Genomic DNA, 23,195 nt, shown 5'->3' with positions numbered 1-23,195 from the left:
TGCTAAGGTAAGTAATTTCACAGCCTAGCACAAAAGAATAATTATTTTATACTTAACCACATGCTTTCCTGAAAGTTTTTAACAAAATTCAAACGTGTCTACCTATTTTTTGCTATTGATCCATTTGCCATCTACATATTGCATCACCCAACCTGTCGATTTTCCATTAACTTCAGAAGTAACATATTGTTGTTTATTTTTACGGCTAAAACGAACAATTGATGGATTACCATTAGGATCTTTATTTGGTGCTTCGGTCAAATAAATGAATTTTTCGGGCAAGCGTTCTTTAAAACGTTGTAACTCTTCTATCAAAGGTGCGCGTGTTTCTCTTGATTTTGGAAAATTATGCGCCGCCAAAAAGATACCCGCAGCACCGTCACGTAATACAAAATGTGCATCTGACTTGGTGCATTTTAGTTCTGGCAGATCAACTGGGTCTTCTTTTGGTGGTGCAACATCACCATTTTTTAAGATCTTACGCGTATTTTTACAATCAGGATTAGTACAGCCCATATATAGGCCAAATCGCCCCGATTTTAAATGCATTTCTGAACCACATTTTTCGCATTCAATAATTGGCCCTTCATAACTTTTAACCTTAAAGTTACCTTTTTCGACAATAAAACCATCACAAATCGGGTTATTGCCACAGATATGCAGTTTTCGTTCATTATCAAGTAGATAACTATCCATAGCCGTGTGACATTTTGGACAGCGTTTACGGGCTCTTAAAGCATCAGTTTCTGCTGTTTCAGCTTCTTCTAGAATATTTAATGTTTCGTGCTCAGGAATTAAGTTAATGGTCTGTTTACAACGCTCCTTAGGTGGCAACGCATAGCCTGAACAAGCTAAAAATACACCGGTACCGGCAGTTTTAATACCCATTTCACGCCCACAATTTGGACATTTAATTTCAGGTGTTAGCACCAATGGATTAAGCTGCATTCCACCTTTATCTGGTGCTTGTTCAGCAACCTCAAAATGCTGACTAAAGTCACTAAAAAACTGATCAAGCACTTCACGCCATTCTTGTTTTTTATGAGCAATCTCATCCAGAGCATGTTCCATACGTGCTGTAAAATCATAACTCATTAGATCATTAAAGTTTTCACTAAGTCTATCGGTAACAATTTCACCAATTTTTTCAGCATAAAACCGACGATTATCTAAACGCACATAACCACGATCTTGAATTGTCGAAATAATGGTTGCATAAGTCGATGGTCGCCCAATTTCTCGCTTTTCAAGCTCTTTAACAAGAGATGCTTCGTTATATCTTGCTGGTGGTTTGGTAAAATGTTGATTTGGATTTAAGTTAATCAAATCAAGCTTATCGTTTATCGATAGTGATGGTAATATTTTATCTTCATTATTTTTGGCTAGCTGTGGCTGCACTTTAGTCCAACCATCAAAACGCAATGTCCGACCTTTGGCTTTTAAAGTAAAATCACCTGAATTAACCGTAATTGTTGTTGAGTTATATTCAGCCGATGTCATTTGGCAAGCTACAAATTGGCGCCAAATTAGTTGGTATAATTTAGCGGCATCAGCTTCAACATCACTAAGATTATCAGCTAAGATAGTAACATCTGATGGGCGAATCGCTTCATGCGCTTCTTGCGAGTTCTTTTTACTACTGTATATATTAGCCGATTTTGGTAGATATTTATCGCCAAAATTTTTACCAATATAATCACGTACCATCGCTAGCGCATCCTGACTTAAATTGGTCGAGTCAGTACGCATATAGGTAATGTAACCTGCTTCATATAATCTTTGAGCCAACATCATGGTTTTTTTAACACCAAAACCAAGACGAGTACTTGCTGCTTGCTGTAAAGTTGAGGTAATAAAAGGTGCTGTTGGATTACTTTTAGTTGGCTTTTGTTCAATATTAGTTACTTGATATTGGTTTTTATTAAGTTCAGCTAGCGCAATATCAATGGCAACTTTATCTTTAGGTTCGAATGCATCGTTTTTATAATGAGTAACTTGTAAACTTAATGGCTCATTTTTAGCCGTGCTCAAATCAGCAAACAGATCCCAGTATTCTTCAGGAATGAAAGCATGAATTTCGCGTTCACGCTCAACAACAAGGCGTACAGCAACAGATTGTACACGTCCAGCTGATAAGCCCCTAGCAACCTTTTTCCAAAGTAATGGCGATAGCATAAAGCCAACTACCCGATCCATAAATCGACGTGCTTGCTGGGCGTTAACCCGATCCATATCAAGCATCGATGGTTCATTAAAAGCATTTTTGATCGCCGTTTTGGTAATTTCGTTAAAAACAACACGACGATATTTGCTATCTTCACCACCTATCACGTCTTTAAGATGCCATGCAATGGCTTCTCCTTCTCTATCCAAATCGGTTGCAAGATAGATCATGTCAGCATCTTTAGCCAGTTTTTTCAGTTCAGATACTACTCTTTCTTTACCTGGTAGAATTTCGTAATGCGCTTTCCAACCGTTATATGGATCGACGCTCATGCGATCAACCAATACTTGTTTTTCTGAACGTTTAACTTTTTTCTCAACTTTATCTTTTTTGTCTTTTATTGATTTTTCAGCTCGTTGGCTGCTACCACTTACAGGTAGATCGCGAATATGACCTACACTTGATTTAACCACGAAATCTTTGCCAAGATATTTATTGATCGTTTTTGCTTTGGCTGGTGATTCCACAATAACAAGGGATTTTCCCATAATTAAACCTTTCTATTCTGTTGTTTGTATTATTTACTATCAATATTTACATCTAGGAGTGACAGTAAATCATCTTTAATTGTTGATACTTTCGTTGCATATTGTTCTTTCTGCTCTGCATCTTCAATTAGTTGAGTAATGGTTTGTGACAACGTGCATCCACGGCGTTTAGCTAAATTAGCCAATCGTTGCCAAACTAAAAATTCCAAATCAATGGATTTTTTTCGAGTATTTTGTTGTTCTGCATTAAAATGACGCTTTCGCCTTGCCCGAATAGTTTGCTTCAGGCGATTATCTAAGTCAGGATTTAAATGCTGTTTTATCCAATCAACAACACCAGTTGGGTTATGTTCCAACAACAATAACTCATTGACCGCATGTTGCGCAGCACTTTTTTCAATATAGCGTGTAATTAACTCGCCTTCTAAGTGCCTTTTAACTAGGTAATTCCATTTCCAACCGCATTCAAGGTTTTCTAACTGTTGATATTTCATCCGTTCACCTTGTGACGCTGTAACTAAATAGCTATTTGTAGCATAATCTGCTCACACAATAAAGAAAATTATTGCGTTTGACAAATTTTTTATAAATCTGTTATCGTGAGCCTTTCATTTCGATCTTTATTTAAGGAATTCTACATAATGGCTAAAGCTGATGTTATTTATATTAATGGCTATATTTACACCGCAGATAAGCAAGACAGCGTGTGTGAAGCTATCGCAATTGAAAATGGCTATATTATTGCAACAGGCTCCACGCAAGAAATAAATAACAGTCACTATGTTGATAATCATACAATAATTTATGATTTGCAAGGCAAAACAATGATGCCAGGTATTATTGACTCACATTTACACACCTTTTGGGGTGGCATGCAATTATCATCATGTAATTTAAATTACCAAAGTTTAACTATTGATGAAACTTTAGCTATTATTCAAGACTATTTAGATAAAGATAATCCCAATCATAACGCTAATTGGTTGCAAGTCCGTGGTTGGTTACGCCAAGAAGTGTTACCAATTGGTACAGATATTACTCGTTTTGATCTTGATAAACTCAATACAAAACGCCCTGTTATTTTGTTTTCAAATGATTGTCATACTTTGGTTGCTAACAGTATAGCATTAGAGAAATTTGGTTTAGATAGAAACACACCGGAACCATCGGATGGTAAAATTGGTCGTACTGATGAAGGTGAATTAAATGGTATATTAGAAGATGCTCCAGCCATGCGTGCTTTTGATAGTATTTCTAAATTAACTGATGAACAAGCACTTAATATTGCTAAATTATCGCAAGCAGAATTAAATAAACAAGGCGTTACTGCTGTTATGGATGCTCGAATTACTGAAACTCAAGCCGATGCCTTTTTAAGACTACAGCAACAAGATGGGCTTTCTATCCGCCTGTTCGGCGCACGGGAATTGCCACCTGATGATGTGTCATCAATTGCCGATATTCCAAATGTCATTGAGAAAGTAAAACAGTTTGCCGCTCGTTATGATGATAAAAACTGGCAACCTAAACCAGGCATTAAAATATCACATACTAAGTTATTTGTAGATGGCGTAATGCAAGCACCTTTGATGACTGCACGATTACTTAAACCATATCAGTTAGAAAACGAAAAAGATCGTTACGGTGATCTTTATTATTCCACTGAAATGTTAGATACATTAATACTTGAATCCGCAAAAGCAGGTTTTCACCCACATATGCATACTGTTGGTGAAGGGGCAATTGAAGTGGTACTTGATGCTATTGAAAAAATGCGAAAAGCCTTACCTGATGCAGATATCCGTCCAAGCACTGCACATAACGAACTAAGCGCAACACACCAGTTTGCCAGATATAAACAATTAAATGCTTGCGTAGTATTTTCTTTCCAGTGGGCTGGTTGTAGTTCAGCAATGGTTGAGCAGTATCAAACTCTATTTGGTCCAGAACGTTATAATGGATTAGAAGCACACGGGCAATACATTGATGCTGGTGTAAACTGTGCATTTGGTAGCGATTGGCCAATTGATCCTTTAAACGAATGGTATGATTTCCAAATTGCTATGACTCGACAAATTGATGCTGATCATCCACGATTAGACAGCGATCGTAATTTAACTATTACTGAAGTATTGCGTAGTGCTACTATCAATTCTGCATATGTATTAAAACAAGATGAATATATTGGTTCAATTGAAAAAGGTAAATTTGCTGATTTAATTATTTTAGATCGCAACCCATTTACCATACCAACTAATGATATCCAAAACGTTAACGTGTTAACAACTATTGTTGGCGGTAAAACGGTTTATCAAAATGATGTAATTTAAAATTTAAATTTTTTATGTCAAATTACTACACCACAATTATTAGTGGTGTAGCATAAATAATTATCCAAGCTTTAATCAACTTCAATTGCTTTTGATTTTTCTGTTTCCACCGCTGTCGTTTTTGTGAAATGTAAGATAGCAGCAATAATCAATGCTCCGATAAACATATCAATCACATACCATATGGCTCCCTTAGTCACTCCCCCTAACGCTACTAGACCACCGAATGCGACAAGCGAATCTATGCCATTTATCATGCCTAACAAACCTGCAACCGCTGTACCAACAACAATTGCAATGATAACGCGTTTAGGATCTTTGGCGGCAAAAGGAATGGCACCTTCGGTTATCCCAGCTAACGATAAGAAAAAAGCTGTTATTCCAAACTCTTTTTCTTCTTTAGTATATTTTGAACGTGAAATAATCAATGATGACACCGCTAAACCTAATGGTGGAATAGCGCAGCACATACGAAACACGCCATTTGGACCATAAACCCCCTCAGCCATTGCTGCTAGGGTAAATGCAGTCGCCGCTTTACTACATGGTCCTCCCATATCAAGCGCCGCTAATACTCCGATTCCAATACCTAAAAATGCGGCATTCACCTCTGACATCCCTTTTAAAGTAGCGACCATAACTTTAACAAACCAATCGAGAGGATAAGATAATCCATAAATATAAAGTGGTGCCATCACTAATATCGTCACCGTAGGGATGATCATCACTGGCATAATCGAGGCAATTACCGGATGGACTTTAATCGTTTTCAACCATTTCACGAAATAGCCGATTAAAATACCAAAAATCATTGCACCAATAAATCCTGTACTGACTTGATTGTAACCAACTGGATTATTAACCACATAGCCCATAATAAATGCTGGCGCTAAAGCCGCATTTCCTCCAATGGAATAAGCCATGTAGGCCGCTAGTACGGGAACCATCATGGCAAAACCATATAGTGCAACCTGTTTTAAATCGACAAAAAATTGATTGCTTGGTAAGATATCGTCATTAGTAACATCGCCTGTCATTAACACAATTGAAAAAAGTATTCCTGATGCGATGATAACTGGTAAAAATTTACTAATACCTGTATTTAACGCTCTAAATATTTCTTTGCCTATACTATCTTTAACTTCTTTGGTTGATATTTGATCCGCATTATTAAAAATTGTAACGGTATTTTTTACAGCTTCACCAGTACTAACTTTAATGATATTTTTATAAGGTTCTAGTCTATCAGCATTTTCGATTGAAATATCGGTAGCTAATACAATAACATCCGCAGTTTTAAGATCTTGCTCGGTTAATAGATTATCAATTCCAGCAGCACCTTGTGTTTCAACCTTATAATCCCAACCTCGTTTTTTCGCTTCATTTTCAATTTTTTGTTTGGCAATATAAGTATGCGCCATGCCAGCTGTGCATGCACAAATCGCAACAATCTTTTTTTTACTCATATAATCCTCTGATTTTATTAGCTACAATTTGAATATCGCTGTTAAGTAAATCCTGAATAAAATCATCATCAGCTAAATTTGATGCTAATTTAGCAATAATAGATAGATGTTCTTTATTAGCATGCTCTGGCGCACCAATTAAAATTACTAATTTGACTTTATTATCATTATTCCAAACTATGCCATCAATATATTTACCGACAACAATAAATGGCGTATTAACTGCTGTACTTTTGGCATGAGGCAAAGCAATATCTGGTAACATATCTGTTTCCATTTCCTGCTCATGAGCCATCACATCATCAAAAAAACTTTTAACATTTGTTAAATAAACTTGGCTAGCTTTAGCCATTAAATTAATAACGGAAGATTTTTGATTAGTAATATCACTAGTCAAATCAACCGATAAAACAGGAATTGACTGCATAAATAGACTCTCTTTAATTAATGATAACTATACAAAATAAACTAATTTTTATTTCACTTTGTTCATTCAATATACAATAATTTATTTATGCTGACATTTTTTGTTTAGAAAATAATAGATTTGGATCACAAATATGAAAATTAAAATGCATAATGTGTTTTTTCCGAAATCGTTTTATGCGGTTTAACTGTAATAAAATTTAAAAAATCATTTAAGCTTCTATTTTATATCATTTAAATTGCTAAATATTTTTGGCCATGTCATATTTCAATTTAAAGTTCGTATCACTCTTATCATTTTTTTAATCTTTAGACGGTATAGAATCCTGAATATTTTTTACAAAAATATAATCTAAAAAGCGAGCAGTGCGATCCTCGACAAAATATTAGACAATGCCCACCTCTATCATTTTTTTGTTTGAAAATGTGGTCATTCCGAGTATGATTAAAAAATAACAATATAGATTGGAAATAATGAATAAATTTTTAATATTGATAACAAGCCTATTAATAATTTTCTCTTGTAAAGCACAAGATGAGATAACCAATATTTCTAAGTCATGTAATGATTTAAAATTTCGAAACCTAATTTATTATCAAATGTGTTTAGATTGGAATTTAAGTGCAGACAATATCCTGGAAATTATTCAAAATAAGCACGAAGAGTACTTACCCAATGATGTTGATTTTGGACATTTTTATGGTTTTACCCCTGATAGTATCTATATTAAAGCTGAATTAACAAAAAATAATAAACTTTATGATGTTCTGTTAGACTCAGAATCTTGGTTTTTACTTACCGAAAAGCATACCGATAAATCACAGCTTTTTTCTTGTCGAGATCCTAAAATTTCACAATACTTTATCGGTGACTTTGTCACCGAGGCATTAGTCGAACAACATCCTGAGTTAGAAGAACGGTACAAACAACATGATCAAACAGCAATTAACACTATTTTGCAATATCAACCTACTACCTTAAAAGATTTTAATGGGCATTATTTCTCCACTAATTTAACACTTACTATTAGTGATACTAAGATTAAACTTAATACGCTTGATTATGATTTACCACTATTTCTAAAAGAGGATGATAGTATTAGAGCTTATCAAGGATTAGCAAAAGAACAAACGCAAGGCAATTTTATCTTTACCCTGTTTATTAAGGATAAAAGATATTATTTTCAATCACCGGACATTATGGATAATAAAATCATTGAAGTTCATAAAAAAGATTAAAAAATGATAAAAATCATCATTCTACATACCTTACCGTTTACTTAGGATGGTTTAAAAAATTTTTATTCTTATGACGAAAATAAGGATACTTATAAAACAAATGCCCATTTTTTGGAAAATTAAAAATGAGAATATTATTACTAATTCTATGGTCTTTGGCTAACCTATCATGCAGTCAAAAAATAGAAAATCAACCAGCAGTTACTCAAACAATTCCACAACAAGAGTTTGAACCTACAGTGTATCAACTTATTGACTTTTTTTTAATAAAAAGGATTTTGAAGGAATTAACCAATATATTCATAAAGATATAGGACTTTTCATTGTATATAATGCGAGTACCAGCCCAACAATGAGAAGAATTGAAGAATTGAAGAATTGAAGAATTGAAGAATTGAAGAATTGAACAATTTAAAATCTAATAATAAAATAATTGAAAATACTATACCGTCTTGGATAGAAGATGAATTGCTAGGGGTTTCAATATCTGGCAATCCTAAAATACAATATGAACAATATCCTACATTTAATCCATGTAGTGAAAAAGTCACTAAACTAGGTCTGTATGCCAATCCAAAAGAAAAAAATATTGAGGCTTTAAAAATAGCGCTTGATTATTATCATTGGGAATTAAAACACTATCAATTTGAAAAAAGCCCTATTTGGGAGAAGTACCAATCCATTGCCGATAAAATAGCCTCTAAAACAGTTAAAGTTGTATATATAGAAAACTTTCCAGGTATATTACCGAATGATGAAAAAAATATTTTCATATTTTATCTTACACAACTGGATAATAAATGGTATTTAACCATTCTAGATTTTTATACTATGGATTGCAGCGCATAAAAAAGTATTCTGACAATATAAATTTATTAACAATGAAGAAAGAAAAAAATATACTCAATGGATCAAAGAATTTATAGAATATGATAAAAAATGTCCTAATCGATAGCTATATGAAAAATAAAATAATCTATATTTTTATTATTGTTTTACTATCTAGTTGTAGCAATAAACAATTAAATAAAAAAAATGTGGAAGTTAGTTCCTTCAATGAAAAAAAGAATATTCATGAAACGGCTAAAACCATGTCACCCATCATAAAAGATGATTTCGAAGGTACTTATATTTTAGATACGTTCAATGTTTTTTCTCATAAGATAATTTTGCAATCCGAAGTTTTTTTAAATCAACAAAATATTTATGAAAGGGTTTTTGAAATCTCTCTGATAAATAAATCGGATTTCGCTATTGTCGAAATACAAAACAGAATGGGCGTAAGCGCCTATCAACTATTTATTCGAGAAAGAAATAAGAAATTGGAAATTTTCAAACAAACTAGTTGGGATAGTATAGTTTTTACAATGGAAATAGCAAAAGATGATTATACTGATGAAAGAGCAAATTTGATCTGCTTAAGTCAAGAGATAAAACCAATAAATGGCATCATAAAAATCTCCGATGATTTAAATTTTACCAATGAAAATACAAAAGACTGCTTTGCCTGCCCACAACAATATACCACTGAAGAATGTTTGCAAAAAAAACAATCGGGTGAAAAATTTAGTTGGAAAAAATAAGAAGAAAGAAATATCACATATTTTTAATCCATGTAATGAATTAAAAGAGAAACATATCATCAAAACAAGCACAAGAATTTTTACTTGATAATGTTGTTCTTATTTATTGCTATGGTTTTTGTTTCTATTTTGGAGAAAACTATGAAAAAAATAAAATATCAACTAAAAACTATACGCCATGAGGAAATATAAGCAATTAAAACATGCCGTACAATTACAAAAATAGTTAGACCATAAATATGGCGCTCACCGTTTCCATGCTGCTTTTATTATGGTGCTATTTTTCTGTCTGTTTTTTACTTCGTGTAGCAATTTTTTCTATTAACTGGCGCAATAGAATATGGGGTTTATAAAGACTTAATTAATGGTATACGAAATATTCAATTTTTACCATTTTATTTTAAAGAAGATATACAGTTGCATAACAATAAAGGTAAATTTATTTTGTCAACAGCGATTAAAACCACACCACAGCTAGAAGCCATTTGCCAAGAAAGATATTTTGATGAGATCCGGAAAGAGTCTTATTTGGCTCAAAAACAGTTCTATCAGAATGAAATAATCGATAAGCCAGAAAAATATAAGGATTGTTGCCTTAAGTATATTGAATATGCAACACAGTTTTTATCTAAAAAAGAGCGTGATTTTCACTCATTACAAATCCTGTTTGTTGAAATTAAATGTAGGAATTTCTCACGTTATTTACAGTAATTTCTTAAATTATCCCTACATCTTAATTCTACATCCATATTTTCATATATTTTAATTGGTTTAAGGGGGATTAATTCTTTGTGGTTTACTTCACATTCAGAATTTTTATTTGAAAGAATAATAATTTGTCCCAATGGTAATTTCAAATCAAGAAGTGCATATGGTACAACGGGAGCTAAAGAATAAAACTCTCTATCTCTGTTATCTGGAGGAAACTCATAATAAACAACTTTTTTATTATAAACATACACGATTGTGTCAGAATGTTTCTGATATATTCCAAAATCAGTATTGGTATCAGAATACTGAACTTTTTTGACATCAATACCTTGATCACGCATAAACTTTAAATAATATCCGCTGATATTGCCACTTATTAACCATACTTCATCCCATTTAAAATCAGTATAATCAGTTAACTTGACAGTTTTAATAGAATTTTCTTCAATATCATTTAATATTTTTTCTAATGGTGCTTTATTACAAGTTGTCAAAACTAAACAAATAATTAATAACAAAATGATTTTTTTCATTTTTTGATTTTCCTTTTACCTTAAAACTGTATTTATTGTTTTATAACTCTAACTTTTCCCTAAAATATTATTTATTTTAAAATACAAATTGACATTGAATTAGTGGAAATTTTTTACTTTACTAGGGTTTGATTATAATTAGTTCATATTAAGTTATTAACTACATAATTTACATAATTTAATGTCAATATAATTAAAATTAACTTGCATAATTATCATAATATGTCAGAATTCCCTGCCGCTTTAAGCGGGTAAAAAGGCAAAACTATACTTAGTAGTTTTTTATTGTTTTTTGGGACAGAGGAGCAAAGTAAGTCATGTCCGCAATAAAAATGAAACGAGTTTTAACCACACCTGCATTAATTGCATTTGGTTTAGCTTATATGGTTCCTTTAGGGATCTTTACCACTTATGGGGAAGTCACTGTTGCCAGTAATGGACACTTACCTATAGCCTATATCATCACCCTTGCCATGATTTTTTTCACTGCATTAAGCTATTGTCGTATGGCAAATAAGCTACCTATTGCTGGTTCTGCTTATTCTTATGTACAACGTACTTTTGGTGGAAAAGTTGGTTTTTTGGTGGGTTGGGCACAAATTCTTGATTACCTATTTTTGCCAATATTAAATTATTTGGTTTTAGGTATTTATCTTAATGAAGCATTTCCAAGCATTCCTGCTTATGTTTTTGTATTGGGTTCACTTATTAGTGTTAGCTTTTTAAATTACCTTGGTATAAAACTGATTAATTCAGTAAACTTTACCTTAATCATTGTACAAATGGTTTTTATCGGGTTATTTATATTTTTGAGTTTAACTAATGTGGATTTAACTCCTGAAGCAATGATGAAACCATTGCAAGTTAATGCCAGCGATTTTAGTGGTTTAATGTCAGGAGCAGCAATATTGTGTCTTGCTTTTTTGGGTTTTGATGCCATTGCAACCCTAGCCGAAGAGTCTAATGATGCACAAAAATCATTACCTAAAGCTATTATATGGACTGTGTTAATTGCGGGTTGTATTTTTTTAGTGGTTTCTTATTGTGCTCACTTAGCTTACCCAACGTGGACTGCTTTTGCTGATAATAAAGATACTGCAAGTTTAGAAGTGGTTCGTCAAGTTGGTAAAATTAGCCAATTAGGCGGTGATTTTATGTATAATTTCTTCCAAGCAGCCTACTTAACGGGAGTTTTTGCATCAGCGATGACTGCGCAAACTAGCGTGTCACGGATTTTTTATGCAATGGGACGTGAAGGGGTGCTACCTAAACAGATTTTTTATAAAATTCACCCACGCTTTAGAACACCTTATTTATCAATTATCTTTGTTGCTTGCTTTTCATTGCTGTCATTAGTATTAGATCTTAGTTTAGTGGTTTCAATGATAAGCTTTGGCGCATTAGTGGCTTTTACTTTTGTCAATTTATGTGTGATTAAAACCTACCTTGGTGGTAATAATGCAAAAACAGCATCAACGTTATTTAAGTACGGACTATTACCTGCAATTGGCGTTTTACTTTCATTGTGGTTGTGGACAAGTCTTGATGCAACAGCAATGATTGTTGGTTTAGTTTGGTTAGCAATTGGGTTTATTTATTTGCTTTATCTTACTCGAGGATTTACTCACTTATTACCGTCGATTGATCATAAAGAGCTCAATTCGATTATTAAAGATTAATTTGATCTTTTTAAATTAGGTCTACTTAAAAGTATCTAGTTACGCCTTTTAAAAAAATTCCGTCGACCTGAGTCGACGGAATCAAATAAAAAATAATTATTAGCTAAGCTAATATTATAATTACTCACCAAAACCAGTAGCGAATAATTCACGGATTTCATCCATTGCTGCTTGTTCATCTTCACCATCACAGATGATTTCAACAGTTGAACCACCTTTAACACCAGCACCAAGTAAGCCCATCATACTTTTTAATTTAATTGCTTTATCATTATAAACAAGCTCGATTGAAGATTTATAACGGCCTGCTAATTTAACTAATGCTGTAACAGGGCGAGCATGAAGACCAGTTGAATTTTTTACTACCATTTGTTCTTTTAACATAATAAAGTCCTTATTTATATCTTAACGTTAATACAATGCCTGTATTTATATCATAAATTAAATCATTTTTCTCTTTTTTAGTTATAATTTTTATACAATACTTTTAATTAGACCCATTATGTCCAGTAATATCGCACAATATGAAAAAAAACGGGTGCAGCAAAGCAGATAGAGTCTAAACGGTCAAGCACACCACCGTGCCCGCCAATGAGTTTCCCCCAATCTTTGATACCTTTATCTCGTTTTATTGCTGACATGACTAGTCCACCTAAAAAACCAAGCAAAGTAATCATCAGTGAAATCAAACCTGATTGAATAAAAGTAAAAGGTGTTATCCAAAATAAACACGCACCAATCAAACTTGCCGATAACACTCCCCCAATAAAACCTTCAATGGTTTTTGATGGTGATAAATTTGGGCTAATAAGATGTTTGCCAAATAATTTTCCAAAAACATATTGTAAAACATCTGAAAGTTCAACAACTAAGACTAAAAAAGCAATCAAAAGTAAATTACGATCTTGGTAATGTTCAATGTTTAATGCTAATAATGCTGGCACGAAAGAGATACTATAAACAGTAATCATTAATCCCCATTGCACTTCAGCTGTTCTTTCTAGAAAATTATGCGTTGAGCCAGTGATTGCTGCTAAAATGGCTAATAACAAAAAGCCATAAACAGGAATAAAAATACTAAATAGCCCGTACCACGACATAGCAACTAAAATATATTGTAAAGGTAAAGCAATAAGATAAGAAAATATTAAAGCATAATTATCATAACTATTAGCTGAAGTTAAGGTAAGAAATTCTCGCAAAGCGATAGCAGATGCTAGGAAAAATAAAAAAATAACTGCCAATTTACCTAATAAAAATGCAATACCTATGATTGCTACCATTACCCACCATGAATTAATGCGAGTATTTAAATTATCAATGACACTATTCGGGCTTTTTATGCGTTTTTTTAGTTGTAACCCTATTATTGATGCAATAACGAGTAATACACCTATACCCGCAAACAATAATAAAGTATCACGTTGATAATCAGACATTGTTCCCCCCTTAATTATATTTGCAGCGCAATACATTTAAATCAATTTTACATTGATACCATTTAACCAAAACGAATCATTCCACTGATTAATATTCCAACTAATAGTAGCATTTGTAAAATAAGCCAAAAAATTTGTTTTTTTAATAACTTTATTGTTCCTTTTTGGCGTTCAATAATCGATCTTGTAGGGAGTTGATTGGTGTTAATTAAATTTAATTGTTGTAATGCTTCATCTAATTCGATTAACTTATTTGGTAACTGGTCAACATTAATGACTAAATATTCAAACAGCTTTTTATCAAATTCAATGCGCAGGGCATAATATTTACTTATTAATCCTATCCCAAAACCGATAAGACAGCCAATAACGCATAGCAATGAACCTATCCACCAACTTGCTATCAATCCAAAACATAATGTTATTATGGTTATAGCTAATGAAAAAATATAAAATTGCTTACTCATTGCCAATAAGCTACAAAATGTCACCAGTGTAGTTTGATTGGTAATTTTAGCTGATTTCATTTTGTTATTACTTTGCATAGGTTTCCTTTGTGTATTTGTAAAAATAGATCTGACAAAATTAAACGTTGCTTAGTTGTAATAACGACTGAATGACGGCTTGACTTGACTTTTGTAATGGCATCATCAAGGCTAGAAGCCCTTTTTGTTAGTAATAGCCAAGCAATTACTGCTGTAGCGCTGCGTGAATAACCTAACGCACAACATACTAATACATTTCCTTGTTTATGATACTGCTCTATCATTTTAGACGCTTGCTGACATTGTTCAATAGTTAGTGGTGTCATGTCTAACACTGGAATTGAGCAATAATTACCCAAAACATGCCCTATAGGTAATTCAGCACATAGATCAACAATCGAGGAATAAGAATTTTTTGGTAATGTATTGTTAGAGGGTATCTGCCCTAAATAAACATTATCATAAATTAAATCGGCTGGCTTATTTTTAAATGTCCATAATCGTGAATTGATCCACATGATCATAAAATAAGGTAGATATAAAATCGTAGTGGCAAGATTAAAACGTCCGTTAGTCTGTTTTTGAAATCCTATTGCACCAATAAATAAATAATTGACACAAACCAATAATAAGGAACCCGAAAGCCATAACAACCAAAGCCACCATCCATTAAAGAAAACAGCTAAACTCAATGACAACAAAAATAAGATAAAATAGATACCTGCCCAAACATAGTGTTTGGCTAATTGTCTGTTTTTTAACGGCGATAAGTTATTATCTGGCCATAACCAAATACAAAAACAACCAACCCATAATCCAGTTGGAATATCAAAGAAATGGTGTTGCCAAGTTGTTAATACTGACACACCTATAAAAAAACACCAAACATGCAAAATGTAACGAGCTAGCTTGCTATGTAAATAATTAACATAAAACTGCCATAAAATAATAAGTAATGTGATATGTAATGAAGGTGCTTGATTAAATGGTTTATCAAATCCCATTAAAACAGCAAACAATACTCCAGAAAATCCACCTAATGGTGGGCGCTCAAAACTAAATTTAAGCGGAAAGATTAAAAAACAAAAAATACAAATAATTTGGGCTGACAAAAGTCTGAAGCCAAGCCTTTTAAGAGCAGAGAAAGAACTAGCCAACAAAATGGCTAATCCATACATAAGATCTATTGACCAATAAGGTATAATAGTCCAAGGCCATAAAGGTATTGAGTGTTCCCATTCAAAAACTAAACTACCTACATCACTTCGTATCGCGGTAAGTTCATTGGCAAAATTATAGCTAGTAAAAAAGAAAACGGTTAAACCAACTAACCATGCTAACTTATAAGCAGTTAGCTTATTAAAGCAATATTTTAACTCATACATTCTTTATTATTTAATTCGTTGAGCCAGTGATACGGTAAAAATCCCCCACTGATCAATACGCATGGTGATCTTTTTAAATCCAGCATCTGCGACAAGTTGATCCATTTCTAGTTGGGTACGTCTGCGCATAATCCAAGGTTGTCCATCTCTATGTGATGTTAATGCTCTTGCTATAAATTCAAGTTGTGGGTGCCAAGGTTGGTTAGTATAAATTAAATAGCCACCTTCAGCGATTGAATCAGCTAGACCTGACAAAGATTCACGCAGTAACTGGTTATCACTAAATAATTCATATAAGCCTGAAACAACAGCTAATGTTGGTTGCGGTGATAATTGGGCTAGCTGTTCACGATTAAAAGCATCACCTTTTTCAAAGCGGGCTATATTAGTTAATCCTTTTTCTTCTATTAATGCTTGACCATTTTGTATGTTAATATCACTATAATCTCGTAATAGTACCGAATTGGGTTTATTAGCAATTTGGCTTATCGTTTCTAAAATATAACGGCCATGCCCTGCGGCAATATCAAGAATATCGACAGGTTTATTTTGTTCGTGAAGTTGATTGATAGCGAGTTTTAACAGCTCTTCAAGATGTGTTTTTCGTTGACGGATACCTCGCCACCCGATAGATTGTAAGTAAATGTAATCTAAAAAACGACCTAGTTTTGAAGTACCAGAAGGTTCATTGCGATAGACATAATCCAATGAGCTTCCCGAATCAAAGCCCATTGTCGTGCCCAATTTTATCCCATCTGAAAGTCGGCTAGCGTATGCTAAACTATCTTTAATAAATTGCCAATATAAAGGTTTAATCCAACCTGATGGCGGTAAGGATAAATTATCTGCTTCTTGTCTTGTATAACCTAGCATATCGGCATTAATAAATGATTGAATCTTTGGTTCAGTGGCAAAGGATCCGAGAATAAATCGTCTTGCACGATCGATTGCAAGTTTTCGTTCTTTTTCACCCAAAGTATCATGATAAAAACCAGGCAACACATGAAACTCTTTTTGTTCGGTACCTAAATTATCATAAAATTGTTTTTGCGGTTTACGCTTGACTACATAATCCGATCCTGAAACTAATAGTTGCGTTGGAATGTTAATCGCGTTGGCATCTTTAACAATACGATCAGACACGGCATATAAATCAAGGAGTAACCGAACCGATATGGGGCGAGTAATCAGTGGATCTTGGGTAAATGATTCGGCACGTTCAACGTCGTGTGTCAACAATTTAGGTTTAACATAACTATTAACAAAAAAATTGCCTTTTAAGTTATACAGCAATTTCAAACTAGGTACGGCTAATGGTACATATAATTTTACGCTAAAAGCGGGGGAAGCTAATACCAAAGCACGAATATTGGGCACATAATCATGTACCCATGCCGAGGCAATAACCGCCCCAACGCTTTGGGCGATAATGGCAATATCCTCATAACAAAGCGAATAGGTTTGTTTAATATGTTCAATAAAACAGTTAGCATCTTTAATTAATGTTGCAAAATTAAGAGCATCGCCACGCTCGCCTTCAGATAGACCATTTCCTCTAGCATCCCAAGCAAATATGTGATAATCAGGTAGTTCTAATTCGTCAGCCAAGTGAGCCATACGCCCAGAATGTTCATGTCCTCGATGAAAAAGTACAATTGCTTTAGAAAGGCCTGTATTATTATCAGTAGCAGGCCAATAACGATAAAATAACCGACAACCATCATGGCTAATAAAACTTTTTTGTTGCTGTTGACGCATAATTTTCCTCGCTATTTTTGTATTTCTTGCATGCCCTTTCGAACTCGGTTAATGACAGTATAAATAAGCAAAAAGCTGATGATCCATAATAGCGTATTGAGCCAATTTAAAGGTAATAAATAAGTTGCAATACCTAAACTTATCATCCCAAAGACAAAAGCACGATCGCTTTTACCCATAGGTCCATCATATCGCCTTGACGCGCCAATCATGATACCTAAAATGCCACTATATTCCGTTAAAATAGATAGTAAAACCACAAAAATCACTAAATTGCTATTTATTTCGTGAAGTTGTGTAAAAATGAGTAACAGCGCGCAGTCAGAAATGACATCACAAATTTCATTTAAATAAGCACCTAAATTTGATTTTTGCTGATATTCTCTCGCAAGCATACCATCAATCGCATTGAGTGCCATACGGATAAACATCCATATTGGAATAAGACAAAAAATCCATTGATATGATGCCAATATCCCAACAATACAAGCAATCGCGATAGAGCCTAAACAGGCAATCAAAGTTACTTGATTAGCTGTAATATTGGCTTTATAAAGACCCTCAACATAAGGGCGCAGTTGTGATTGAAACTTGGGCTTTAATTGATAAATTGAGAACATCAGCGATCCTTGTTTAAAGTTCTTTGGCTAATCCTTGTTTAGCGATTTTTATCACATTTTTTAAATCGACACCTTGTGCTTTAGCGGCAAAAATACAGCCACAATAACACTGCCGATAAACATCATACTCTTTACAAAGCTCAATGGAACGTTTATAACCATTATTCTTTTTGAAATCAGAAGGCAGATAATTGACCGAAAAAATTTCTTGAATTTCTAATCCTAGCTCATTAATTTTTTGGCTATTTTTTTTAGGACTTAATGTTAATGCACTGGCAAAATAGTCAAAACCCAACTCTTGCGCTTTAATAGCAGCCAAATCTAAACGCATTTTATAACAGAGATGGCACCGTTCCCCTCCTTCTGGAGCATCACGTAAATGTTCAACTTGCTTAATAAACTCAGCAGGCTGATAAGGAGCTTCTAAAAACTGAACGTTATTGCCTGTTTTTTTATTAAAATCAGTAATAAACTTTTGTTGCACCACACTACGATATTCATATTCAACACGAGGATGAATATTAGAATTAGCAAAATAGATTGTAATATCAGCATACTGTGCTAAATACTCTAAAACATAGGTACTACAAGGAGCACAGCAACTATGAATCAACAGTTTAGGACGAATGGCTGCCGATTGCCAATCAGCAATCAGCTCTTTTAAAACGGAATCGTAATTTACTTTATTGTGTGGGTTTAATTTATCAAGAATAGTTTTAGCATTAATTAACATGAGGACTCATTTATTTGTTATTTTAGTGAATAAAGTCTTTATGGTTGGCTATAATATAGCGATACCATTCATCGTTCAAGATCAACACAAAACTTTTATACTTATCATTATTTATCCAAACTCATTTTAAAATATTTGGTTATTACCCACAAATTCCAAAATAAATACAATAACTAATTACACATAGCCATTAAAGGCTATGTGTATAGTACCTTCAAATTACGTCGATAACTATTATTGATTGTCTTTTCTAACTTCCGTGACAATCATCTTCTTGATACAACGCCTTTCTAAAATAAAGGCAATAAGAAAATAGATAATCGTCAATACCCACAAATGCCAGTATTGCAAGCTAAATTCAGAAAAATTTGCCCCCATTTGATTAATTTTTACAGAGCCAACAATAGTTGGTACTGCAGGAAATATATAACCAATTAAGTGGAACAATGAAGGCATCAACTCTTTTGGCCAAGATAGTCCTGTAACAAAAAATATAATCATACTTGACGGTATAATTAAACAAAAAACATCGCTAACCGTATGAACAAAATGCGATATCACTTTACCCAATAACGCCGTAGAAAAAATAAAAGGAATAATAAACGACAAAGAAACGAAGATATTCCCTAAACGTGGCAAGTTATACCAATAATTAGCAAAGACGGTATAGATAATAAAATAGACCAAATAAAGTACTAAATAAGTAAACAACTTACCTGAAAGTAGCAATAGCGCTGAAGATGTAGCATTATTTTGTTGATTAATAAATGCTGCTTCAAAATCAGAATTTTTGCTAAATAGACGGCATAATATGCTACCAATAAGTAATGTTTGATATAAAATCAAAATAAAGGCAGCAGGAATAATATAAGTTGCATAACCAGATTGTGGATTAAATAAACTAATCAACTGAGTACTAAAAGGCGAAACATTACTGGTTGCAACAGCAGGATCAACGCCTTGAGCTATTTTGCGTGAAATTGAAATTTTAGCACCAAAATTACTAGCTACCGTATTAATAGCCGTTGCCACATTACTATAAATTAAAATATAACTAGCATCACCATAATATAAAACAGTGCTTGTTTTTCCCTCTAAAATATGTTGCTGAAAGCGATAAGGTATCAACACTACACCATATATTTTACGCTCTTCAATCAGTTTTTTAGCTGTCTGTAAATCTGCAATGTGTAAGTCTGTTTCAATGGACTTATTTGCATCAATCTGCCTAATTAGCTCTCGGCTATAATTGGTATTATCTTGGTCGATAACGGCAATAGGAACATCGCGTATCGCTTCATGTAAATAAGGTTGCGGATAAAAAAAGAAATAAATAAATATCCCCAAAAACATAACGCTAAGTATCGCTTTGGTTTGAAATATCCGCTTTAACTCATCATAGGAAATTAATAGTAAAGACTTAATCATATTAACCGCCTACGAATTTTTCGTAAATGAAGCATAATAAGCATTAACACAACACTGAATTGAATCAGTAAATAAACAAAGGGTTCTAATGAAGTCATCATATTCGGTGCTCTAAGTGTTTGATCAAGACGGATCTGTATATACCATGTCACGGGTAATAAAGCTCCCCAAACATAAGCAAAAGTATTCATGGCAATACGAGGGAAAATAAGCCCTGTAAAACCAAAACTAGGCGAGGCAACTAAACTTGCAGTGCCATATGCCTGTGCTAATGTTGAACCTGTTAAACCAAAAAAAATCCCATATAAACATGACGTCAAGATAAAAGCTATATCACCAAATATAAGCAATATCAAATATCCATTTAGTGGTAAGTTAAAATAGGCAATTAAAATACTATCAAATAAAATTAGACAAAATAAAAAATAGACAAAATAAGGTGTAATGCGCCCTACTAAGAAAGTCAAAATGTTGTAATTAGCTAATTGTAATGTTTTTTGATAGCTTGTTCCATCAAAGCGATCGCGAGTAATACTAGTAACCATCGCAATCATAATAATAATCTGCAAAATAGTAGGAATTAAACCACTCATTAATGTATATAAATAATTTAATGTTGGATTAAATAATGGATGTAAATTTGTTGGAACTATTTGCATTTGGCTTTGAGCAACAGGTGAAGCAATCCCTTTTTCTAATAATCCCTGCAATACGATTTGGCTATTAGCTGTTTTTAATGCGGTGCTCATAGCTCGAAAAATAATAGTACCCGCAGACATATATTGATTATTATAAAAAGCAACTACTTCTGGTTGACGACCGGCTATAAGATCTTTTTCAAACTTAGGCTGAATAAAAAGCACAGCATAAACATCCCCTTTAATTAACGCATGTTTAGCTGAAGAAAGATCTTGATAACGTTTAGCTACCTGCAATTGCGGTGAAGCAGCTACTTGTTGAATTAATAAGCGTGATGATTTGGTTGTATCTTGATCAACAACAGCAATAGGTACCTGAGTAATAACACCGGCATGGTACATATAAAGAAATAAAAAAATAAATAATAAAGGATAGATAAAAACTAGCAAAAACAAAAATCGTTGTTTGACTAATTTACTCAGTTCCCATCTAATCACTTGTAATAGCGAACTAGACATGAATGCCGTTTCCTTTTGTGTAAGATCACCAAATTAATTATGTTAATGAGATTGCCATTTTGTGGTAACACTCATCCCTGGACGGAGACCTGCCACTTGATTGATTGGTTTTGCACGCATTTCAAAGGTTTTTAGATCAAAGTCACCTGTTGCTTTAGTCGCTTGCCAATTAGCGTATTGCCCTAAAGCATTTAACACCGTAACTTTAACATCAATAACTTGATTGTTTAATGCAGGAACTTTTACCTGAAACTTATCGCCAACTTTAAGATTGCCTAATAAGTCTTCACGAATATTAAATGTAAACCAAATATCATTTAAATCAATAATAGAATAAAGAGGAGTTCCTGGGCTATATAACTGCCCCGTTTCAGCAACTCGAGTCGTAATTTGGCCATTAATAGGTGCAACCAAAGTTAATTCATTAACATCTGCTTTTACTTGCGCTAAAGCAGCCTTTGATTGTTCTACTTGAGCATCAGCTAATTTCTTCTGTTCTATGCTACTGCCATTTTCAGCCAATGTCAGATTAGCTTTAGCTGCTTCATAAGCTTTAATAGCGACTTGGTATTGATTAAAAGATTCATCATAATTTTGCTTTGAAACCGTTCCATTTTTGGCTAAACGATTAATTCGGTCATAGCTAGCTTGAGCTAAAGCTAAATCCGATTTTGCTTTATCTAATTGAGCTTTTTGTAGATCAATTGTTTCTGGCCTAGTACTATACGTCGTATCACGACTTGCTATTGCCACATTTAATTGTGCTTCAGCGGTTGCAAGCTGAGCTAATAATGCAGGACTTGAAAGAGTAAGAAGAGTATCACCTTTTTTAACATCATCCCCAACATCATAGTTAAATTGAATCACTCGACCTTGTACTCTAGCGGCAACATCAACACGGTTAGATTCAACTTCACCCTGTAATATAATGGTACTAGGTTGATTAGCAAAATAGATAATAATAACCATAGCAATAACGGCAATGATTGCTATAATCAAAGAAAGACGTTTTTTATGCATAAATTGTGCTTATAAATGATTAGAATAAAATTAAATGATACTATTGAGACATAATATAAAGCCAAATACTAAATTACGCAATAAAATATGGCATTATACAATATAGGCTTAAAAAAGCTTTACATAAATAAAGCTAAAAATGTAAGAATAATTCACATTGTTTACAGCAATTTGAGAAAATACTGTAATTAATAGACATAAAAGAGCACAACTAACCGCTTATCACCGACAGCGATAGGATGCTGATATCAAAAAGAAAAATAGCTGTCACCAATTTGGCTAAACACTTTATGGTCAACCGCTAGACCATTTATAGCGTGATAAAAAAACCGATGAAACCTTTTTACCTTTTTAACTAGTCAGAATGAGCATTATAAAACCATCAGTTAGAGGGTTAAATGTTTGTTTAAAATCGAAAAGCCCATTGAAAATAAATTAAGACCGGCAAGCTAAAAGTGATAACAAAACCTATCCGAGCAAAATACGACAGG

Annotated in this window: 21 protein-coding genes; 6 read left to right on the top strand and 15 right to left on the bottom strand. The window is 33.3% G+C overall.

Annotation, left to right across the window (positions count from 1 at the left end; all coding sequences use genetic code 11):
- Nucleotides 1–102: 102 nt before the first annotated feature.
- The gene (gene topA / locus A9G35_RS03940; RefSeq protein ID WP_065575537.1) at nucleotides 103–2,712 is read right to left on the bottom strand and encodes a type I DNA topoisomerase; all 2,610 of its coding nucleotides are present in this window, start codon (nucleotides 2,710–2,712) and stop codon (nucleotides 103–105) included.
- Between the two features lie 29 nt (nucleotides 2,713–2,741).
- Nucleotides 2,742–3,206, bottom strand: coding sequence for a macrodomain Ter protein MatP (gene matP / locus A9G35_RS03935; RefSeq protein ID WP_034913031.1), 465 nt, complete (start codon nucleotides 3,204–3,206; stop codon nucleotides 2,742–2,744).
- A gap of 147 nt (nucleotides 3,207–3,353) precedes the next feature.
- Between matP and A9G35_RS03930 the strand changes: the two genes are divergently transcribed.
- A complete protein-coding gene (locus A9G35_RS03930; RefSeq protein WP_065635767.1) occupies nucleotides 3,354–5,042 on the top strand; it encodes an amidohydrolase in 1,689 nt (562 codons plus the stop codon).
- 71 nt (nucleotides 5,043–5,113) lie between these two features.
- On the opposite strand, the gene A9G35_RS03925 is transcribed toward A9G35_RS03930, so the two are convergent.
- Together A9G35_RS03925 and A9G35_RS03920 are read right to left on the bottom strand one after the other, a co-directional pair.
- Complete coding sequence (locus A9G35_RS03925) at nucleotides 5,114–6,508, bottom strand: PTS fructose transporter subunit IIC (RefSeq protein ID WP_065635766.1); 1,395 nt, start codon at nucleotides 6,506–6,508, stop codon at nucleotides 5,114–5,116.
- Nucleotides 6,501–6,935, bottom strand: coding sequence for a PTS sugar transporter subunit IIA (locus A9G35_RS03920; RefSeq protein WP_065635765.1), 435 nt, complete (start codon nucleotides 6,933–6,935; stop codon nucleotides 6,501–6,503). The genes A9G35_RS03925 and A9G35_RS03920 overlap by 8 nt, the downstream gene beginning before the upstream one ends.
- Nucleotides 6,936–7,408: 473 nt before the next feature.
- On the opposite strand from A9G35_RS03920, the gene A9G35_RS03915 reads away from it, so the two are divergent.
- The 4 genes from A9G35_RS03915 to A9G35_RS03895 all read left to right on the top strand — a co-directional run bounded on the left by A9G35_RS03915 (nucleotide 7,409) and on the right by A9G35_RS03895 (nucleotide 10,467).
- Nucleotides 7,409–8,173, top strand: coding sequence for a hypothetical protein (locus tag A9G35_RS03915; protein WP_065635764.1), 765 nt, complete (start codon nucleotides 7,409–7,411; stop codon nucleotides 8,171–8,173).
- Between the two features lie 402 nt (nucleotides 8,174–8,575).
- On the top strand, nucleotides 8,576–9,022 hold the full coding sequence (locus tag A9G35_RS03905) for a hypothetical protein (RefSeq protein WP_065635762.1): 447 nt from the start codon (nucleotides 8,576–8,578) through the stop codon (nucleotides 9,020–9,022).
- A gap of 110 nt (nucleotides 9,023–9,132) precedes the next feature.
- Complete coding sequence (locus A9G35_RS03900; RefSeq protein WP_141673764.1) at nucleotides 9,133–9,756, top strand: hypothetical protein; 624 nt, start codon at nucleotides 9,133–9,135, stop codon at nucleotides 9,754–9,756.
- Nucleotides 9,757–10,200: 444 nt separating this feature from the next.
- The gene (locus tag A9G35_RS03895) at nucleotides 10,201–10,467 is read left to right on the top strand and encodes a hypothetical protein (protein WP_065635760.1); all 267 of its coding nucleotides are present in this window, start codon (nucleotides 10,201–10,203) and stop codon (nucleotides 10,465–10,467) included.
- Here A9G35_RS03895 and A9G35_RS03890 read toward each other — a convergent pair.
- Complete coding sequence (locus A9G35_RS03890; RefSeq protein WP_065635759.1) at nucleotides 10,455–11,000, bottom strand: hypothetical protein; 546 nt, start codon at nucleotides 10,998–11,000, stop codon at nucleotides 10,455–10,457. The genes A9G35_RS03895 and A9G35_RS03890 overlap by 13 nt on opposite strands.
- Nucleotides 11,001–11,317: 317 nt before the next feature.
- Here A9G35_RS03890 and A9G35_RS03885 point away from each other — a divergent pair, with 317 nt between their 5' ends.
- Nucleotides 11,318–12,679, top strand: coding sequence for an APC family permease (locus A9G35_RS03885; RefSeq protein ID WP_065635758.1), 1,362 nt, complete (start codon nucleotides 11,318–11,320; stop codon nucleotides 12,677–12,679).
- A gap of 120 nt (nucleotides 12,680–12,799) precedes the next feature.
- Here A9G35_RS03885 and A9G35_RS03880 read toward each other — a convergent pair whose 3' ends face one another.
- The 10 genes from A9G35_RS03880 to A9G35_RS03835 all read right to left on the bottom strand — a co-directional run bounded on the left by A9G35_RS03880 (nucleotide 12,800) and on the right by A9G35_RS03835 (nucleotide 22,704).
- Complete coding sequence (locus A9G35_RS03880) at nucleotides 12,800–13,063, bottom strand: HPr family phosphocarrier protein (protein WP_065558280.1); 264 nt, start codon at nucleotides 13,061–13,063, stop codon at nucleotides 12,800–12,802.
- A 116-nt stretch (nucleotides 13,064–13,179) separates the two neighbouring features.
- On the bottom strand, nucleotides 13,180–14,118 hold the full coding sequence (locus tag A9G35_RS03875) for a phosphatidate cytidylyltransferase (RefSeq protein ID WP_065635757.1): 939 nt from the start codon (nucleotides 14,116–14,118) through the stop codon (nucleotides 13,180–13,182).
- A gap of 62 nt (nucleotides 14,119–14,180) precedes the next feature.
- Nucleotides 14,181–14,663, bottom strand: a complete 483-nt coding sequence (locus A9G35_RS03870) for a hypothetical protein (RefSeq protein ID WP_065635756.1) — start codon at nucleotides 14,661–14,663, stop codon at nucleotides 14,181–14,183.
- A complete protein-coding gene (locus tag A9G35_RS03865) occupies nucleotides 14,642–15,988 on the bottom strand; it encodes a phosphatase PAP2/dual specificity phosphatase family protein (RefSeq protein ID WP_065635755.1) in 1,347 nt (448 codons plus the stop codon). The genes A9G35_RS03870 and A9G35_RS03865 overlap by 22 nt, the downstream gene beginning before the upstream one ends.
- A gap of 6 nt (nucleotides 15,989–15,994) precedes the next feature.
- A complete protein-coding gene (locus A9G35_RS03860; protein WP_065635754.1) occupies nucleotides 15,995–17,746 on the bottom strand; it encodes a bifunctional alpha/beta hydrolase/class I SAM-dependent methyltransferase in 1,752 nt (583 codons plus the stop codon).
- An 11-nt stretch (nucleotides 17,747–17,757) separates the two neighbouring features.
- Nucleotides 17,758–18,366 carry a CDP-alcohol phosphatidyltransferase family protein gene (locus A9G35_RS03855; protein ID WP_065635753.1) on the bottom strand — a complete coding sequence of 203 codons (609 nt, stop codon included), beginning with the start codon at nucleotides 18,364–18,366 and terminating at the stop codon, nucleotides 17,758–17,760.
- Nucleotides 18,367–18,379: 13 nt separating this feature from the next.
- Entirely contained in the window at nucleotides 18,380–19,099 is a 720-nt protein-coding gene (locus tag A9G35_RS03850) for an epoxyqueuosine reductase QueH (RefSeq protein WP_065635752.1), read from the bottom strand.
- A 234-nt stretch (nucleotides 19,100–19,333) separates the two neighbouring features.
- Nucleotides 19,334–20,527: an ABC transporter permease gene (locus A9G35_RS03845; RefSeq protein WP_065635751.1), complete on the bottom strand. Its 1,194-nt coding sequence runs from the start codon at nucleotides 20,525–20,527 to the stop codon at nucleotides 19,334–19,336.
- Nucleotides 20,524–21,684, bottom strand: coding sequence for an ABC transporter permease (locus A9G35_RS03840; RefSeq protein ID WP_065635750.1), 1,161 nt, complete (start codon nucleotides 21,682–21,684; stop codon nucleotides 20,524–20,526). Before A9G35_RS03840 ends, A9G35_RS03845 begins: the two co-directional genes overlap by 4 nt.
- A 42-nt stretch (nucleotides 21,685–21,726) precedes the next feature.
- Nucleotides 21,727–22,704 carry an HlyD family secretion protein gene (locus A9G35_RS03835; protein WP_065635749.1) on the bottom strand — a complete coding sequence of 326 codons (978 nt, stop codon included), beginning with the start codon at nucleotides 22,702–22,704 and terminating at the stop codon, nucleotides 21,727–21,729.
- Nucleotides 22,705–23,195 lie beyond the last annotated feature (491 nt).

It is taken from the genome of Gilliamella sp. Choc5-1 (assembly GCF_001690595.1).
GTDB classification, from domain to species: Bacteria; Pseudomonadota; Gammaproteobacteria; order Enterobacterales; family Orbaceae; genus Gilliamella; species Gilliamella apicola_M.
Note: the sequence above shows the minus strand (reverse complement) of the source record. Positions and strands in the feature narration are given on the sequence as shown.